General features: G+C 71.0%; 14 protein-coding genes. 4 read left to right on the top strand and 10 right to left on the bottom strand.

Annotated features, from left to right (window positions below; all coding sequences use genetic code 11):
• Positions 1-30: 30 nt before the first annotated feature.
• The 4 genes from mshB (at position 31) to ACZ4W5_RS08010 (ending at position 6,109) form a co-directional block, all read left to right on the top strand.
• Positions 31-1,029, top strand: coding sequence for an N-acetyl-1-D-myo-inositol-2-amino-2-deoxy-alpha-D-glucopyranoside deacetylase (mshB, locus tag ACZ4W5_RS08025; protein WP_465653551.1), 999 nt, complete (start codon positions 31-33; stop codon positions 1,027-1,029).
• Positions 1,026-1,484 carry a DUF6113 family protein gene (locus ACZ4W5_RS08020; protein WP_360230894.1) on the top strand — a complete coding sequence of 153 codons (459 nt, stop codon included), beginning with the start codon at positions 1,026-1,028 and terminating at the stop codon, positions 1,482-1,484. Before mshB ends, ACZ4W5_RS08020 begins: the two co-directional genes overlap by 4 nt.
• 239 nt (positions 1,485-1,723) lie before the next feature.
• Positions 1,724-4,174: a peptidoglycan binding domain-containing protein gene (locus ACZ4W5_RS08015; protein WP_465653550.1), complete on the top strand. Its 2,451-nt coding sequence runs from the start codon at positions 1,724-1,726 to the stop codon at positions 4,172-4,174.
• A gap of 213 nt (positions 4,175-4,387) precedes the next feature.
• On the top strand, positions 4,388-6,109 hold the full coding sequence (locus ACZ4W5_RS08010; RefSeq protein ID WP_465653549.1) for an ABC transporter family substrate-binding protein: 1,722 nt from the start codon (positions 4,388-4,390) through the stop codon (positions 6,107-6,109).
• Positions 6,110-6,118: 9 nt separating this feature from the next.
• Here the strand turns inward: ACZ4W5_RS08010 and ACZ4W5_RS08005 are convergent, their stop codons facing one another.
• The 10 genes from ACZ4W5_RS08005 to ACZ4W5_RS07960 all read right to left on the bottom strand — a co-directional run bounded on the left by ACZ4W5_RS08005 (position 6,119) and on the right by ACZ4W5_RS07960 (position 17,305).
• Entirely contained in the window at positions 6,119-7,168 is a 1,050-nt protein-coding gene (locus tag ACZ4W5_RS08005) for an ABC transporter ATP-binding protein (protein ID WP_465653548.1), read from the bottom strand.
• 156 nt (positions 7,169-7,324) lie between these two features.
• On the bottom strand, positions 7,325-8,464 hold the full coding sequence (locus ACZ4W5_RS08000; RefSeq protein WP_465653547.1) for an ABC transporter ATP-binding protein: 1,140 nt from the start codon (positions 8,462-8,464) through the stop codon (positions 7,325-7,327).
• Entirely contained in the window at positions 8,454-9,506 is a 1,053-nt protein-coding gene (locus tag ACZ4W5_RS07995; RefSeq protein WP_360230904.1) for an ABC transporter ATP-binding protein, read from the bottom strand. Before ACZ4W5_RS07995 ends, ACZ4W5_RS08000 begins: the two co-directional genes overlap by 11 nt.
• Before the next feature lie 16 nt (positions 9,507-9,522).
• Positions 9,523-10,437 (bottom strand): ABC transporter permease, encoded by a 915-nt coding sequence (locus ACZ4W5_RS07990; RefSeq protein ID WP_360231295.1) that lies wholly within the window; start codon positions 10,435-10,437, stop codon positions 9,523-9,525.
• A gap of 76 nt (positions 10,438-10,513) precedes the next feature.
• The gene (locus tag ACZ4W5_RS07985) at positions 10,514-11,440 is read right to left on the bottom strand and encodes an ABC transporter permease (protein WP_360230906.1); all 927 of its coding nucleotides are present in this window, start codon (positions 11,438-11,440) and stop codon (positions 10,514-10,516) included.
• A gap of 99 nt (positions 11,441-11,539) precedes the next feature.
• The gene (locus tag ACZ4W5_RS07980) at positions 11,540-13,165 is read right to left on the bottom strand and encodes a peptide ABC transporter substrate-binding protein (RefSeq protein WP_360230908.1); all 1,626 of its coding nucleotides are present in this window, start codon (positions 13,163-13,165) and stop codon (positions 11,540-11,542) included.
• Positions 13,166-13,363: 198 nt separating this feature from the next.
• On the bottom strand, positions 13,364-14,380 hold the full coding sequence (locus ACZ4W5_RS07975) for an ABC transporter ATP-binding protein (RefSeq protein ID WP_360230910.1): 1,017 nt from the start codon (positions 14,378-14,380) through the stop codon (positions 13,364-13,366).
• Complete coding sequence (locus ACZ4W5_RS07970; RefSeq protein ID WP_360230912.1) at positions 14,373-15,425, bottom strand: ABC transporter ATP-binding protein; 1,053 nt, start codon at positions 15,423-15,425, stop codon at positions 14,373-14,375. The genes ACZ4W5_RS07975 and ACZ4W5_RS07970 overlap by 8 nt, the downstream gene beginning before the upstream one ends.
• 19 nt (positions 15,426-15,444) lie before the next feature.
• Positions 15,445-16,386, bottom strand: a complete 942-nt coding sequence (locus ACZ4W5_RS07965) for an ABC transporter permease (protein ID WP_360230914.1) — start codon at positions 16,384-16,386, stop codon at positions 15,445-15,447.
• Positions 16,379-17,305 carry an ABC transporter permease gene (locus ACZ4W5_RS07960; RefSeq protein WP_360230916.1) on the bottom strand — a complete coding sequence of 309 codons (927 nt, stop codon included), beginning with the start codon at positions 17,303-17,305 and terminating at the stop codon, positions 16,379-16,381. Before ACZ4W5_RS07960 ends, ACZ4W5_RS07965 begins: the two co-directional genes overlap by 8 nt.
• Positions 17,306-17,422: the final 117 nt, after the last annotated feature.

Genomic DNA, 17,422 nt, shown 5'->3' with positions numbered 1-17,422 from the left:
CCCCTCCGGCCGGTGGCTAGGCTTCCTCCCATGACCGCGACTACCGGCCGCCGCCTCCTCCTGGTGCACGCCCATCCCGACGACGAGTCGATCGGCAACGGCGCCACCATGGCCAGGTACGCCGCCGAGGGCGCCCGGGTGACGCTGGTGACCTGCACCCTCGGCGAGGGCGGCGAGGTGATCCCGCCCGGGCTGGCCCACCTGACGGCCGATCGGGACGACACCCTCGGCGCCCACCGGATCGGCGAGCTGACCGAGGCAATGCGCGCCCTCGGCGTCACGGACTTCCGCTTCCTCGGCGGGCCGGGGCGCTACCGCGACTCCGGGATGATGGGCGTGCCCGAGAACGACGCCCCCGGCTGCTTCTGGCGGGCGGACGTGGACGAGGCGGCGGGCCACCTGGTCGCGGTGGTCCGCGAGGTGCGGCCGCAGGTGCTGGTCACGTACGACGACAACGGCGGCTACGGGCACCCGGACCACATCCAGGCGCACCGGGTCGCGATGCGCGCGTACGAGCTGGCCGCCGACCCGGCGTACGCCCCGGAGGCGGGCGCTCCCTGGCGGATCGCCAAGGTGTACTGGAACCGGATGCCCCGCTCGGTGCTGGACGCCGGCCTCGCCGCCACCGCCGCCGAGGCGCGCTTCCCGGGCGTCGCGCAACCCTCCGACGTCCCCGGGGTGGTGGCCGACGAGGTGGTCACCACCGTGCTGGACGGCACCGGCTACGCCGCCCGCAAGGCCGCCGCACTGACCGCGCACGCCACCCAGATCACCGTGGCCGGTGACTCCTTCGCGCTCTCCAACCACCTCGGCCAGCCGCTGTTCGCCACCGAGTACTACCAGTTGGTGCGCGGCCAGGCCGGGCCGGAGCGGCCCGAGCGCGACCTCTTCGCGGGCCTCGACACCGAGGCCGCGGACCCGGCCGCGGACCCGGCGGCGGACCCGGCGGACCCGGCGACTGACCCCACGGCGACCGACCCGGCAGGCCTGGCCGCCGACCCGATTCCGAGCGAGGGGAACGCCCGATGACCGCACCCGCCGCCAAGCCGAAGAGCCGCTCGATCGCGGTGACCGTCCTCGGCACCCGCGAGGAGCGGCTGGCCGAGCCCCAACCCCCGCGCGCCGCCCGGATCGCGGCGTATGTCCTGTTCTTCCTGCTGGGCATCGCGGTGTCGGTGTGCGGATCCTTTGTGCAGGCCCTGTGGCCGCCCGTGGGAGTTCTGCTGGCGCTCGCCGCCACCGCCGCGACCTTCTACGCCGGCCTGCGGGTCACCGGTACCAAGCTGGGCGCCGCGGTGCCCGCGGGCGGCTGGTTCATGGCGATCCTGCTGCTGATGGTGCCCCGGCCGGAGGGCGACAACGTGCTCTGGTCCAACGCCACATCGCTGGCCTGGCTGTTCGTCGGCTCGATCCTGGGCGTGATCTGCGCCACCCTGCCCACCCGCACCAGCTGGTTCCCCGGCGTGCCCAGCCCCAAGCGCTGAACCGGGCGGGCGGCCGCGTACGGTAGCGCACACAACGCGCAGTCAGGACCACTCCGCCGTACTCTCATACCGGAGGAACCGGACGTATCAGGATCTGTCCGAAGCCGTTCACCGCTCAGTTCTTCCCAGTATGGTGGTCCCGCAGTACGTCGTACCCGACCGCCGTTTGCCCCAGGCCCGGCGACCACGAACCGCGGTCGCGCCGCACGGCCCGCCCGCGAACCCGGAGCAGAGCAGCATTGAGCAGCCGCGAATCTGACAACGCCAACCCGACGCCCCGGCGCACGGGTCCGGACGCCTACCCGTCGGGCACGCCGCCCTACGGCACCCCGGCGGGCCCCGGCGGCGACCGGGCCGGCACCGAGACCGGGTCGGGCGGCGAGGACGACGGTCCGAAGACCGAGACCACCCTGACCACCCGGGTCCGGATCAACATCCCCGGCTCGCGCCCGATCCCGCCGGTCGTCGTCCGCAGCACCGTCAAGAACGAGACCGCCCGGGGCGACGACGGCCCGGCCGACCCGTTCGCGCCCGGCGCCGAGCCGGGCGGCCCGCGGCACCGCTCCGCGCCCGCCTCGCCCGTCCTCGGCGTGATGGAGGGCGGCTCCGGCTCCGCCACCCCGCCGAACCTGCCGCCGGAGTGGCAGATCCCGCCGATCCCGCCGGCGACCTCGGAGTCCGAGTCCACCGGCGCGTGGTTCCGACCGCGGCAGAAGAAGGCCCCGGCCGCCGAGCCCGCCCCGGCCGCTGTGCCGGTCGGCGCCCCGAGCGCCCCGAGCACGCCGGAGGCCCCGGCCGTGCCCGGCCCCGGCGCCGAGGCCCGGCCGCAGGCCGCCCCGAACGGTGCCCGCCCGGCTCCGGACGCCGGCGCCCCCCGGCCGAACGGCCGCCCGCTGCCCACCCGGGGCCAGGCCCCGCGCCAGGGCGCCGCCCCGGCCGACCCCGCCTCGCCCTACGGCGCCGGGGGCCCGGCCGAGGAGCCGGGGGTGTACGAGAGCGCCGACCCGTTCGCACCGGTCGCCGACCCGTTCGCCCCGACCGGCCCGACCGGCCCCGCCGCCGGTGCGCGCGGCCGCGGTGACCAGCGCGGCCCGCGTGGCAGCCGTCCGCAGCAGCCGTCGCCGCACCAGCAGGGCGGCCCCCAGCAGGGCGGGTTCCCGCAGAGCGGCTTCCCGCAGGCCGGGCCCGGCCCGGAGGACACCTCGGTGGACGGCTTCGCGCCGATCCGCGAGCACGACGCACCCCCGGCCGCCATACCCGGCCTGCCCCGGAACGGCACCGCCTCGAACGGCACCACTCCGAACGGCGCCGCCTCGAACGGCACCGCCCCGCAGGGTGCCGACGGCCGTCCGCAGCCGGGCCTGTTCGCCTCGGCCCCGACCGGCACCGACCCGTTCGCCACCCAGCGCCCGGCCGCCCCCGGCCAGGACCCCTTCGCCGCCCCGACGGGCCCCGGCGGGCTCTTCCCGGGCGCACCCCAGCCCGCCGCCCAGCCTGCCCCGCAGCCCGCCCCCGGCGGACCCCGGCGGGCGGGTCGCGACCCGGAGGCCACCGAGGTCACCCCGCTGCCCGCCCCCGGCCCCCAGGCCGCGACGGGCGGCCCCGGCGGTCAGGTCGACGCCGCCCCGTTCCTCCCCGGCGCCGTCCCCGGGCCGGCCCCCACGGCCGGCCCCGCGCCCGCCAAGGACAAGGCCGAGCCGGCCGCCCCGGCCAAGGGCAAGGCGAAGGCCAAGCGCGGCGGTCCGAAGAAGCTGGTCAAGCTCGGCGTCTACGCCGTCGGCGGGGTGCTCTTCCTCGGCGCCGCCGCGTACGGCACCGGCCTGATGCTCAACCAGTCCGACATCCCCAAGGGCACCGTGGTGCTCGGCACGGACATCGGCGGCAACGGCCGCGACCAGGCGATCCACGCACTGGACGCCTCGGTCGGCAAGGCCGGGCAGCAGCCGCTCAAGCTCAAGATCGGCGACCAGAGCGTCGACCTGGACCCGACGGTCGCCGGCCTGAGCTTCGACACCACGGCCACCGTGGACGGCCTCGCGGCGCACAGCTACAACCCGGTCGACGTGATCAAGTCGATCCAGGGCGGCACCAAGGCCGTCGCCCCGGAGGTCCGGGTCGACCGTGCCAAGCTCAAGGCCGCGCTGGACTCGCTGGCGGCCGGCTCGGGCCAGGGCCTCCAGGAGGGCTACGTCAAGTTCGCCGACAACGGCGACCCGGTCGTGGTCCCCGGCAAGGCCGGTCAGGCGGTGGACACCAACGCCGCGCTGGACGTGGTCGAGCAGGCCTACCGCGACCGCGCCGCCGGCAAGCCGGACCAGCCGATCGCCCTGGCCGTCACGGCCGCCCAGCCGAAGGTCTCCACCCAGGCCCTCCAGGCCGCCGCGGACAGCCTCGGCAAGCAGGTGACCAGCGGGAAGATCCACATCGTGGCGGGCGCCAAGACCTGGGACTTCGGCCCGAAGACCGCGGCCAAGGCGCTCACCCTGACCCCGGACGCCTCCGGCAAGATCGCGCCCAAGTGGGACCTCGACGCGCTGGGCTCCCAGCTCAACGGCGCGTTCGACAAGGTGAAGGCCAAGAAGAACGGCCAGACCGCCGCGATCACCCCGCAGGACGTCGCGGACGCCGTCACCTCGCTGTTCGACAAGACCGGCGACAAGGAACGCACCTTCAAGTTCACCGTCGCCTGACCCGAGGCGCCCGGCGCCTGACACCCGACGCCGGGCGCCTGCCGCCGGACGGCACCACCGTCCGGCGGCGTCGGCCGACGAACCGGGCACGAACGAGGGGCGGGCCCGCCGCACCGCAAGGATGCGGCCGCCCCGCCCCTCGACAACTCCCCCTCCCGGTCAGCAAGATGTGACGCCACACCATCCGTCACAGTCACCCCGGGAGCCACCACGATGGGCCGCCGCAGCCTCCAGCACCACCGGACGGCACTGCTCGCCGGTCTCACCGCCCTGACGCTCTCCCTCGCGCTCTGCTCCTGCTCCGCGGGGTCGGACGGCGCCGCCGCGGACGCCCCGATCGCCGCCACCGGGATGCCCAAGCTGACCTCGGTCGACATCAACGCCCACGACCGCGCCCAGCTGCGCCAGGGCGGCACCCTGAACCTGGCGATCTCCCAGTTCTCCCACCAGTGGTCGCCGATCCACACCGACGGCACCGAGTCCTCGACCGTCGCGGTCAGCAAGCCGCTGCTGCCGACCTTCTTCCGCTCCGACGCGGCAGGCACCCAGACCGTCAACCCGGCGTACCTCCAGGAGGCCCACGCCGAGGTCAGGGACGGCCACCAGGTGGTCACCTGGACGCTCAACCCGAAGGCCCACTGGTCCGACGGCACCCCGATCACCTGGCGCGACATCGAGGCCAACTGGCGCGCCATGAACGGCAAGGACCCGGCGTACCGGCCGTCCAGCACCTCCGGCTTCGAGCTGGTCAGCTCGGTCGAGCGGGGCAAGGACGACTTCCAGGCCGTGATGACCTTCGACCGGCCGTTCTCCGAGTGGCAGTCGATGTTCAACGGCGCCGCCAACGCGCCGCTGCTGCCCGCGAGCAAGGTGTCCACCCCGGAACTGTTCAACTCGGCCTACCTGGACGCCATCCCGCTCACCGCCGGCCCCTTCAAGGTCGAGCGGCTGGACCCGTCGGCGCAGACCGTCACCCTGGTCGCCGACCCGGCCTGGTGGGGCGACAGGCCGGTGCTGGACCGGATCGTCTTCCACGCCATGCTGCCCGACGCGATGCGCACCGCCTTCGCCAAGGGCGAGATCGACCTCCTCAACAACGGCCCGGACCTGGCCGGCTACCAGGTCATCAAGAACACCAAGGGCGCGGCCGTGCGCCGGGCCGGCGGGCCGGACTTCCGGCAGCTCACCCTGAACGCCCGCAACCCCGTGCTCGCCGACCCGACCGTCCGCCAGGCCGTCTTCCAGGCGATCAACCGGGACGCCCTGATCCGCACCGACCTCAACGGCCTGGACTGGCCCGCCGTCCCGCTCAACAACCACCTGCTGGTCGCCAACCAGAACGGCTACCGCGACAACTCCCTGGGGCTGTCCCGCTTCGACCCGGCCGAGGCCGCCCGCAAGCTGGACGCGGCGGGCTGGAAGCTCGACGGCGACGTACGGAAGAAGGACGGCCGCGAGCTGAACCTGCGGATGGTCGTCCCCGCCGGGGTGGCCGTGGCCCAGAACGAGACGGCCTCCGTGTCGAAGATGCTCAAGGACGTCGGCGTCAAGGTCACCCCGGTGACCGCCGCCGCCAACGAGTTCTTCGACAAGTACGTCAACCGCGACGACTTCGACATCGCCGTCTACGCGCTGCTCGGCACCCCGTTCCCGGCCAGCGGCAGCCGCGCGAGCTACGTCCAGAACAGCTCCTCCAACCGGGCCGGCGCCGGCAGTCCCGCGGTGGACGCCGCGCTCGACCGGGCCGCCGGCGCGACCGACGCCGGCACCGCCTCCGAGGCGATCAACCAGGCCGACGGCGAGCTCTGGAAGGTGGCCGGCATCCTGCCGCTCTACCAGCGCCCGCAGCTGTACGGCGCCCGCGCCGACCTCGCCAATATCGGCGCCCAGGGCCTGTCCGACATCGTCTGGGAGAACGTCGGCTTCACCAAGTAGCGCCCCGGCTCAGCCGTGCAGGGTCTCCCGCCAGTAGTGGCAGGCGCTGCGGCGGCCGGGCAGCTCGGCCCCCTCCGAGTCCGCCACCGGCACCAGCGGCGGGAGTTCGGTCAGGCAGCGGTCCTGCACCCGGTCGCAGCGGGGGTTGAACGCGCAGCCCTCCGGGATGCGCAGCAGGCTGGGCGGCAGGCCCTTGATGGCGTGCAGGTCCTGGCCCTTCTGGTCCAGCCGGGGGATGGAGGCCAGCAGGCCCCGGGTGTACGGGTGCGCGGGCCGGGCGTACAGCTCGTGCACGGGGGAGGTCTCGACGATCCGGCCCGCGTACATCACGGCGATCTTGTCCGCGACGTCGGCGACCACGCCCAGGTCGTGGGTGATCAGGATCAGGCCCATGTTGAACTCGGCCTGCAACTCGGCCAGCAGGTCCATCACCTGGGCCTGCACCGTCACGTCCAGCGCGGTGGTGGGCTCGTCGGCGATGATCAGGTCCGGCTCCAACGCCATCGCCATCGCGATCATGATGCGCTGACGCATGCCGCCCGAGAACTGGTGCGGGTAGTCGTTCACCCGCTGCTTGGCCGCCGGGATGCGCACCCGCTCCATCAGCTCGACGGCCTTCACCTTCGCCTCGGCACGCGAGAACCCCTGGTGCACCCGGAACATCTCGCCGAGCTGGTAGCCCACACTGAGCACCGGGTTGAGCGCGGACAGCGCGTCCTGGAAGATCATCGCAATCTGCCGGCCCCGGACGGTCCGCCGGAGCCGGGGGCTCATGGTCAGCAGATCGTCACCCCGGAACAGGATCCGCCCCGAGGTGATCCGGCCGGGCGGCACGTCCAGGATGCCCATGATCGCCTGCGCCGTGACCGATTTCCCGGAGCCGGACTCGCCCAGCACCGCCAGCGTCTCCCCCGCCGCCACCGAGTAGCTCACCCCGTTGACGGCCTTGGCGACACCGTCCCGGGTGTGGAACTCGATGTGCAGGTCCTCGACCTCCAGCAACGGCGTCCCGGGCACCAGGTTCTCCCGTCCGCCGCCGACCACCTCGACCGCATCCATCCGGGCAGCCCTCCTCAGCGCAGCCGCGACCATCGCCTGGCGCAGAGCAACTATCAAGGAACGACGTTCACTTGGGGAGTGTGCGGCAGATCTCGGTTCCATCACGGCGAAGGGCGCGCCCTCGGTACGAGGACGCGCCCTGGGTGGCACCGACCGCTAAGGCTCCTGGCCGGAGCCGTCGTCGGGCTGCCGTTTCCCCCACTCCGCCGCGCTCTGCCCGATCCCGCGCTCCGCGGCGAAGTGACACGCCGAGTCGTGCACCGCCGCCCCGCTCAGCCAGCCCGGCGCGGCCAGCAGCGGCACCTCCACCGAGCAGCGCTCCTGCGCCTTCCAGCAGCGGGTGCGGAACCGGCACCCCGAGGGCGGGTTGGCCGGCGAGGGCACGTCCCCGGTGAGGACGATCCGGTCCCTGCTCTCGCGCGCCGTCGGGTCCGGCACCGGCACCGCCGACAGCAGCGCCTGGGTGTACGGATGGGTCGCGTGGTCGTAGATCTCCAGGTCGCTGCCGAGCTCGACCATCTTCCCCAGGTACATCACCCCCACCCGGTCCGAGATGTGCCGGACGATGGAGAGGTCGTGGGCGATGAACATGTACGAGAGGTTGAACTCGCCCTGCAGCTGCTCCAGCAGGTTGATCACCTGTGCCTGGACCGACACGTCCAGCGCGGAGACCGGCTCGTCGCAGATGATGATCTCCGGCCTGAGCGCCAACCCCCGTGCGATGCCGATGCGTTGGCGCTGGCCGCCGGAGAACTGGTGCGGGTACCGGTTGATGTACTCCGGGTTGAGCCCGACCACGTCCAGCAGGTCCTGGACGGCCTTGCGGCGGTCGCCCTTGGGCGCCACCTCGGGGTGGATCTCGAAGGGCTCGCCGATGATGTCGCCGACCGTCATCCGCGGGTTGAGCGAGGTGTACGGGTCCTGGAACACCATCTGGATGTTGCGCCTGACGGCCTTCAACCCGGCCCCGGAGAGCCGGGAGATCTCCTCACCCTTGTAGCGGACGGACCCTCCGGTGGCCGGCTCCAGGTTCATCAGCACCTTGGCCAGCGTGGACTTGCCGCAACCGGACTCGCCGACGATGCCGAGCGTCTCGCCCTGCATCAGGTCGAAGCTGACCCCGTCCACCGCCTTGACCGCGCCGACCTGCTTCCGGAACAGCACGCCCTTGGTCAGCGGGAAGTGCTTGACCAGGTCCCGGACCTCCAGGATCGGCTCGCCGCGCGGCACCGGCTGCTCGAAGGCGACCTCCTCCGGCACCGCCACGCCCGACGCGCTGGCCCCGTTAACGGTCATGGAGGGTCTCCTTCCAGAAGAAGCAGGCGCTGCCGCGGCCCTCCAGCGGGGTGCCGTCCTCCTCGGTGACCGGGAACAGCTCCGGCACCTCGGCCCGGCAGACGTCCTGGGCCCGCGGGCAGCGGGGGTTGAAGGCGCAGCCCTTGGGGATCCGCAGCAGGTTGGGCGGCAGGCCCTTGATGGCGTAGAGCTCTTGGCCCTTCTGGTCCAGCCGGGGGATGGAGTCCAGCAGGCCCCGGGTGTACGGGTGCGCGGGCCGGGCGTACAGCTCGTGCACGGGCGCCGTCTCGACGATCCGGCCCGCGTACATCACGGCGATCTTGTCCGCGACGTCGGCGACCACACCCAGGTCGTGGGTGATCAGGATCAGCCCCATGTGGAACTCGGCCTGGAGCTCCGCCAGCAGGTCCATCACCTGGGCCTGGACGGTGACGTCCAGGGCGGTGGTGGGCTCGTCGGCGATGATCAGGTCCGGCTCCAGGGCCAGCGCCATCGCGATCATGATGCGCTGGCGCATGCCGCCGGAGAACTGGTGGGGGTAGTCGTTCACCCGCTGCTTGGCCGCCGGGATGCGCACCCGCTCCATCAGCTCGACGGCCTTGGCCTTCGCCTCGGCCCGGGAGACGCCCTGGTGCGCCCGGAACATCTCGCCGAGCTGGTAGCCCACGCTGAGCACCGGGTTGAGCGCGGACAGCGCGTCCTGGAAGATCATCGCGATCTTCCGACCGCGGATCCTGCGCCGCTCCTCCTTGCCCATCTTCAACATGTCCTGGCCCCGGAAGCGGATCTCCCCGCGCGGGATCCGGGCCGGCGGCATGTCCAGGATGCCCATGATCGCCTGGGCGGTCACCGACTTCCCGGAGCCGGACTCGCCCAGCACCGCCAGCGTCTCCCCGGCCCGGACGCTGTAGTTGACCCCGTTGACGGCACGGGCGACGCCGTCCCGGGTGACGAACTCGACGTGCAGGTCCCGCACGTCTAGCAGCGGCCCCTCGTAGGGCGTCTGCCGCTCCTGCCCGGTGGCGTCCACAGCTGTACTCACGATGCGCTCCCCTCGCTCAGCGAAGCTTCGGGTCGAGGGCGTCGCGCACCGCGTCGCCCAGCATGATGAAGGCCAGCACGGTGACGGAGAGCGCCGCGGCCGGGAAGAACAGCACGTACGGCGCCGTGCGGATCACCTTCTGGGCGGAGGAGATGTCGATGCCCCAGGAGATGGTCGGGTCCTGGAGGCCGATGCCGAGGAAGCTCAGCGTGGCCTCGGCCGCGATGTAGCCGCCGAGCGCGATGGTGGCGACCACGATCACCGGGGCGATCGCGTTCGGCAGGATGTGCCGGAACATCAGCCGCCCCGTCCCGGCGCCGAGCGCCCGGCCCGCCACCACGTAGTCGGCCTGCTTGACGGTCAGTACCGCGCCGCGCATGACACGGGCGATCTGGGTCCAGCCGAGCACGCCGAGGGCGATGACCACGCTCCAGACCGTGCGGGTGGAGAAGGCGTTCAGCAGCACCAGGGCGCCGAGCAGCAGCGGGATGCCGAAGAAGATGTCGACGATCCGGGAGATCACCGCGTCCACGGCGCCGCCGAAGTACCCGGCGACCATGCCGGTCAGCCCGCCGAGCACGGTCACCGCGGCGGTCACGAAGATGCCGACGGTGATCGAGGCGCGGGCGCCGTAGATGACCCGGGCGAAGATGGAGCGGCCCTGGGCGTCGTAGCCGAACCAGCCGGCGCCGAAGACGTCGCCCCAGTCCGGCCGACGCAGGTAGTTGTTCACCAGGTCCGCCCTGCGCGGGTCCGCGTCGGTGAAGGCGTACGGGAAGACCGCCATCACCACCAGCAGCAGGATCAGCACCGCGGAGATCAGGAAGATCGGCCGCCGGCGCAGGTCCCGCCAGGCGTCGCCCCAGAGGCTGCGGGCCTCCTCCCGCTTCTCCACGTCGGGTTCGACCAGGGTCTCCAGCTCGACCGCCATGCCCTGCTCGCCCGCGTAGTCCAGGTGCGAGACACCGGGCTTGGGGTGCGGCTTGGGCGAGTCCTCGTCGTGGATGTCAGGCATAGCGGATCCTCGGGTCCAGGACCGCGTAGAGCAGGTCGACGAGCAGGCTGGCGACCAGGTAGACGATCACCAGGACGGTCACGATGCCGACCACGGTGGGCCCTTCCTTCGTGTTGATCGCCCGGTACAGGACGTTGCCGATGCCCTGCACGTTGAAGATGCCCTCGGTGACGATCGCGCCGCCCATCAGCGCGCCCAGGTCGGTGCCGAGGAAGGTGACCACCGGGATCAGCGAGTTGCGCAGCAGGTGGCGCAGGATGATGGTGCGCCGGGGCAGGCCCTTGGCGACGGCGGTGCGCATGTAGTCGGCCCGCAGGTTCTCGCCGATCGAGGTCCGGGTCAGCCGGGCCACGTAGGCGAGCGAGAGCGAGCCCAGCACCACGGCGGGCAGGACGAGTTGGGAGAGGTCGTAGCTGTCCTGCACGGTCGGGGTGACCCAGCCCAGATTGGTGGCGAAGACCGTCTGCGCGATGTACGCCAGCACGAAGACCGGGATCGAGATCACCACCAGGGTCAGCACCAGCACCAGGGTGTCGGCGATGCTGCCGCGCCACAGTCCGGAGACCAGGCCGAGGGCGAGGCCGAGGATCAGCTCGAACACGAAGGCCAGCAGCGCGAGCCGGATGGTGACCGGGAAGGCCCCAGCCATGATGTCCGAGACCGGGCGCCCGGTGAAGCTGGTGCCGAAGTCGCCCTGGAACAGGTTCGCCATGTAGTGCAGGTACTGCTTCCAGACCGGCTGGTCGAGGAAGTACTTGTGCTTGATGCTGGCCACCACGGCCGGGTCGGCCGCCTTCTCCCCGAACAGCGCCGTCACCGGGTCCCCGGGCAGCGTGTAGACCATCAGGAAGATCAGCAGCGTGGTGCCGAAGAACACCGGGATCATCTGCAGCACCCGCCGCAGCACGTAACTGCCCATCCGAGCCTCCTTCCAGGGCGTGACCGGCCGGGGGCGACCGGCCGGGAGAACCGGGCCCCGCCCTCCGTGCGGGGAGGACGGGGCCGCGTGGGGGGCGGGTCAGCCCTTGACCTCGACCTGGGTCCAGGCCGGGTTGCCGAAGGAGTCGAACTTCACGTTCTGCACCTTGTTCGAGTAGCCCGAGTTGGTGCGGTAGTACCAGAGCGGGATGGCCGGCATGCCGCTCGGCAGCACCGCCTCGGCCTGCTGGTAGCCGGTCACCGTGTCGGCGACGCTGGCGGCCTCGTCGGCCTTGGTGGCGGCGTCGTCGAACTGCGGGTTGCTGTAGCCGAAGTCGTTGGAGGCCGCGCCGGTGCGGTAGACGTCGGAGAGGAAGTTGGCGTTCAGCGGGTAGTCCTGCACCCAGCCGGTACGGAAGGCGCCGTTGAGCTGGTGCGCGGTGATCGCCGCGCGGGCGGTCTTGAAGTCGGGCTTCGGGTCGCCCAGGCAGTCCACGCCGGTGCTCTGCCGGATCGAGTTGCAGACGGCGTCGACCCACTCCTTGTGGCCGCCGTCCGCGTTGTAGGTGATCAGCAGCTTGTTGCCGGGGACGCCGCCGCCCTCCTGGATCAGCTGCTTGGCCTTGGCCGCGTCGAACTTGCAGAAGTCGCCGCAGGCGCCGTCCTTGTAGCCCTCGACGCCCTCGGCGACCCAGGCGGTGGCGGGCTTGCGGGAGCCCTGGAGCACCGTCTTGGTGATGACGTCCCGGTCGATCGCCATCGACAGGCCCTGGCGCACCTTCGCCTTGTCCGGCGAGGACCAGTCGGCCTGGTAGAGCGTGAAGCCGATGTTCTGGATCGCGCCCTGCGGGGCGTCGATGGCCCGGTCGCCGAGGTCGTTCTTGTAGTTGGCCAGCGCCGACGGCGGCACCTGGTCCATCACGTCGAGGTTGCTGGACTGGAGGTCCGCGTAGGCGGCCTCGGACGTGGTGTACATCTTGAAGACGATGCCGCCGTTCTTCGGCTTGTCCACGCCCTGGTAGTCCGGGAAGGTCTTGGTGACCACCTCGGTGTTGTGCGACCAGCTGACGAACTGGTACGGGCCGTTGCCCACCGGCTTCTGCCCGTACCCGGCCGGGTCCGAGTAGAAGGCGTCCGGCAGCGGCGAGAAGGCGATGTAGCCGAGCTTGTACTCGAAGTACGAGACCTTGTTCCTGAGCTTGACGGTGAAGTGCAGGTCGTCGGTGACGGTCAGGCCGGACATCTTGTCCGTGGTCGCCTTGCCGGTGGCCGGGTGGACGTCCTGGTAGCCCTCGATGTCGGAGAACCAGGAGCTGTTGATCTGGGCGTTGGCCGGGTTGGCGCCCCAGTTCCAGGCGTCCACGAAGTTCTTGGCGTGCACCGGGGTGCCGTCGTGGAACTTCCAGCCGTCCTTCAATGTGATGTTGAAGGTCTGCGAGTCACTGGTGTCGATCTTGTCCGCGACCTGCATCCGGATCTTCGCCGTGCTGGGGTCGTAGTCCACCAGCCCCTTGAACAGGTTCTGGATGATGCGGCCACCGCCCACCTCGTTGGCGTTGGCGGGCTGCAGCGGGTTCTGCGGCTCATTGCTCTGGTAGCTGAACGTCTTGCCGGCGTCCGACGAGCTGCTGCCACCGCCTCCCCCGCTGCTGCTGCACCCGGTGGCCACCAGGACCACGGACGTCGCAGCGGCGAGGACCAGGCGAGCACGGGCGGCTACGGGCATGGAGGTCCCTCCTCAGGGGTGTGTGTCGCATCACACCCCATGAGAAGCGCGCCCCGGCGACGGCGCGAGCCGGGTGCACCCGGACGGGTGCCGTGACCCCCCTGTCGAGTTGACGCGGCGCCGGATCCGCCCTGGCGCCCGGAACGCCGGAAGGGCCCGCGGCCGGAGCCGCGGACCCTTCCTGGTGCGTACGGGACGTCAGGCCGCGGCCGACTCCCGGACCTCGGCGAAGTGGCAGGCCGACTCGTGGGCGGCCGGGCCCTCCAGCGTGGTCGGGATCGCCAGCAGCGGGATCTCCTCGGCGCAGCGCTCCTCCGCCTTCCAGCAGCGGGTGCGGAAGCGGCAGCCGGACGGCGGGTTGGCCGGCGAGGGGATGTCCCCGGTCAGGATGATCCGCTCGCGGTTCTCGCGCGCCGTCGGGTCCGGCACCGGCACCGCCGACAGCAGCGCCTGGGTGTACGGGTGGGTGGCGTTCTCGTAGATCTCCTCGTCGGAGCCGATCTCGACCATCTTGCCCAGGTACATCACGCCGACGCGGTCGGAGATGTGCCGGACGATGGAGAGGTCGTGCGCGATGAACATGTACGACAGGCCGAACTCGCCCTGCAGCTGCTCCAGCAGGTTGATCACCTGCGCCTGGACGGACACGTCCAGCGCCGAGACCGGCTCGTCGCAGATGATGATCTCCGGCTTGAGCGCGAGGCCGCGGGCGATGCCGATGCGCTGGCGCTGGCCGCCGGAGAACTGGTGCGGGTACCGGTTGATGTACTCCGGGTTGAGACCCACGACGTCCAGCAGGTCCTGGACGGCCTTGCGGCGGTCGCCCTTGGGCGCCACCTCGGGGTGGATCTCGAAGGGCTCACCGATGATGTCGCCGACCGTCATGCGCGGGTTCAGCGAGGTGTACGGGTCCTGGAACACCATCTGGATGTTGCGGCGGACGGCCTTGAGGGCCGCGCCGCCCAGGGTGGAGATGTCCTCGCCCTTGAACAGCACCTGACCGGAGGTGGCCCGCTCCAGGTTCATCAGCACCTTGGCCAGCGTGGACTTGCCACAGCCGGACTCGCCGACGATCCCGAGCGTCTCGCCCTTCTTGAGGTCGAAGCTGATGCCGTCGACAGCCTTGACCGCGCCGACCTGCTTCTTGAACAGGACGCCCTGGGTCAGCGGGTAGTGCTTGACCAGGTCCTTGACCTCCAGGATGTTCTCAGCCATGGAGGGTCTCCTTCCAGAGGTGGCACGCGCTGCGGCGGCCGGTGATCTCCGTGCCGTCCTCGTCGGTCACGTGGTGCAGCAGCGGGACCTCCGTGCGGCACAGGTCGGTGGCGACGTCGCAGCGGGGGTTGAACGCGCAGCCGGCCGGAACCTTGAGCAGGTTCGGGGGCAGGCCCTTGATCGCGTACAGGTCCTGGCCCTTCTGGTCCAGGCGCGGGATCGAGCGCAGCAGGCCCTTGGTGTACGGGTGCGCGGGCTTCGCGTACAGCTCGTGCACCGGGGCGGTCTCGACGATCCGGCCCGCGTACATCACGGCGATCTTGTCCGCGACGTCGGCGACCACGCCGAGGTCGTGGGTGATCAGGATCAGGCCCATGTTGTACTCGGCCTGGAGCTCCGCCAGCAGGTCCATCACCTGGGCCTGGACGGTGACGTCCAGGGCGGTGGTGGGCTCGTCGGCGATGATCAGGTCGGGCTGCAGCGACAGCGCCATGGCGATCATGATGCGCTGGCGCATGCCGCCGGAGAACTGGTGCGGGTAGTCGTTCACCCGCTGCTTGGCGGCGGGGATGCGCACCCGGTCCATCAGCTCGACGGCCTTGGCCTTGGCCTCGGCCTTGGAGGCGCCCTCGTGCACCCGGAACATCTCGCCGAGCTGGTAGCCCACGCTGAGCACGGGGTTGAGCGAGGACAGCGCGTCCTGGAAGATCATCGCGATCTTCCGGCCGCGGATCTTGCGCCGCTCCTCGTTGCTCATCTTGAGCATGTCCTGGCCGCGGAACAGGATCTCGCCCTGGGTCACCTTGCCCGGGGGCATGTCCAGGATGCCCATGATGGTCTGGGCCGTCACGGACTTGCCGGAGCCGGACTCGCCGAGGACGGCGAGGGTCTCGCCGGCCGAGACGGAGTAGTTGACGCCGTTCACGGCCTTGGCGATCCCGTCCCGGGTGTGGAACTCCACGTGGAGGTCCTTGACCTCCAGGAGCGGGGTTCCGACTTCGAGACGGTCCTTGTTCTGGTTGTTCTTCTCGATCACGGTGGTCATCGGGTCGTCACCTCTTCTCTCAGCGGAGCTTCGGGTCGAGGGCGTCGCGGACCGCGTCGCCGAGCATGATGAAGGCCAGCACGGTGAGGCTCAGCATGCCTGCGGGGAAGAACAGGGCGAACGGCGCCGTACGGATCAGCTTCTGGGCCGAGTTGATGTCGATGCCCCAGGAGATGGTCGGGTCCTGCAGACCGATGCCCAGGAAGCTCAGCGTGGCCTCCAGGGCGATGAAGCCGCCGAGCGCGATGGTGGCGACCACGATCACCGGGGCGATCGCGTTCGGCAGGATGTGCCGGAACATGATCCGGCTGGTGCTGGCGCCGAGCGCTCGAGCCGCCGTCACGAAGTCGGACTGCTTGACCGTGATCACCGAACCGCGCATGACACGGGTCATCTGGGTCCACCCCAGGGCGACCAGGGCGAAGACCACGCTCCAGATGGTGCGCGTGGGGAAGGCGTTCAGGATCACCAGCGCGCCGAGCAGCAGCGGGATGCCGAAGAAGATGTCGGTGACCCGGGAGATGATCGTGTCGATCCAGCCCCCGAAGTAGCCGGCGAGCATGCCGGTGATGCCGCCGATGACGGCCGTACCGACGGTGACGCAGATGCCGACCACGACCGAGGCGCGGGCGCCGTAGATGACGCGGGCGTAGATGCTGCGGCCCTGGCCGTCGTAGCCGAACCAGTCCCCTTCGAAGAAGTGGCTGTAGTTCGGCGGCGTGTGGAAGTGGTTGCGCAGGTCGCCGGCCCGCGGGTCCACCGAGGTGAACAGCCCGGGGGCGATCGCGATCACGATCAGCAGCAGGATCAGCAGCGCGGACAGCACGAAGATCGGCTTGCGCCGGAGGTCGTGCCAGGCGTCGGAGCCGAGGCTGCGCGGCTTCTCCGGCTTGGCGGCCGGCGCGACGGTGGTCTGGGCCGGGATCTTCCCGGCCGTCTTCTTCTCGGTCAGGTCAGGCATACCGGATCCTCGGGTCCAGGACCGCGTAAAGCAGGTCGACGATCAGGCCGGCGGCCAGGTAGACGAGCACCAGGAAGGCCACGAAGCCGGAGACGGTCGCGCCCTCCTTCATGTTGATCGCCTGGTAGAGCGCGTGGCCGACACCCTGGACGTTGAAGATGCCCTCGGTGACGATCGCACCGCCCATCAGGGCGCCGAGGTCGGTGCCGAGGAAGGTGACCACCGGGATCAGCGAGTTGCGCAGCAGGTGGGTGCCGATGACCTTCCGGCGCGGCAGGCCCTTGGCCACCGCGGTGCGGACGTAGTCGGCCTTGATGTTCTCGGCGATGGAGGTACGGGTGAGGCGCGCGACGTAGGCCAGCGACAGCGAGCCGAGCACGACGGCCGGCAGCACCAGCTGGGTGATGTCGTCGCTGTGCTGGACGGTCGGCGTGACCCACTTGAGGTTGATGCCGAAGATCGTCTGGAACAGGAAGCCCAGCACCGGGACCGGGATCGAGATCAGCAGCAGGGTGAAGACCAGCGCGCCCTTGTCGAAGAGCTTGCCGCGGCGCAGACCCGCGAACAGGCCGATGCCGATGCCGACCACGATCTCGATGGCGAACGCGAACAGCGCCAGCCGGACCGTGACCGGGAGCGCCTCGGTGATCTTGTCGAGCACCGGACGTCCGTCCAGTGCCGTGCCGAAGTCACCGGTGAGCAGGCCCCCCATGTAGGAGAGGTACTGCTGGACCAGCGGCTGGTCCAGGTGCTGCTGGTGCCTCAGGACTGCGAGCTGCACCGGGTCCGGCGCCTTGTCGCCCCACAGTGCCGCCAGCGGGTCACCGGGCAGCAAGTGCACCATGAAAAAGATGAGTGCGGTCGTTCCGAGGAACACCGGAATCATCTGGAGCAGTCGCCTCGCGACAAAGCGCCCCATCGTGCCTCCATGTATGGCTCTGCCGGGCCCGTCAACCCGGCAAGAGATAAGTCGGCGTGCCAACGGCCGGTGCCAGTCCTCGCCCTTGTGGGGATGGGACGGGCACCGGCCGTTGTC

This window comes from Kitasatospora sp. NPDC029367 (assembly GCF_055569135.1).
Note: the sequence above shows the minus strand (reverse complement) of the source record. Positions and strands in the feature narration are given on the sequence as shown.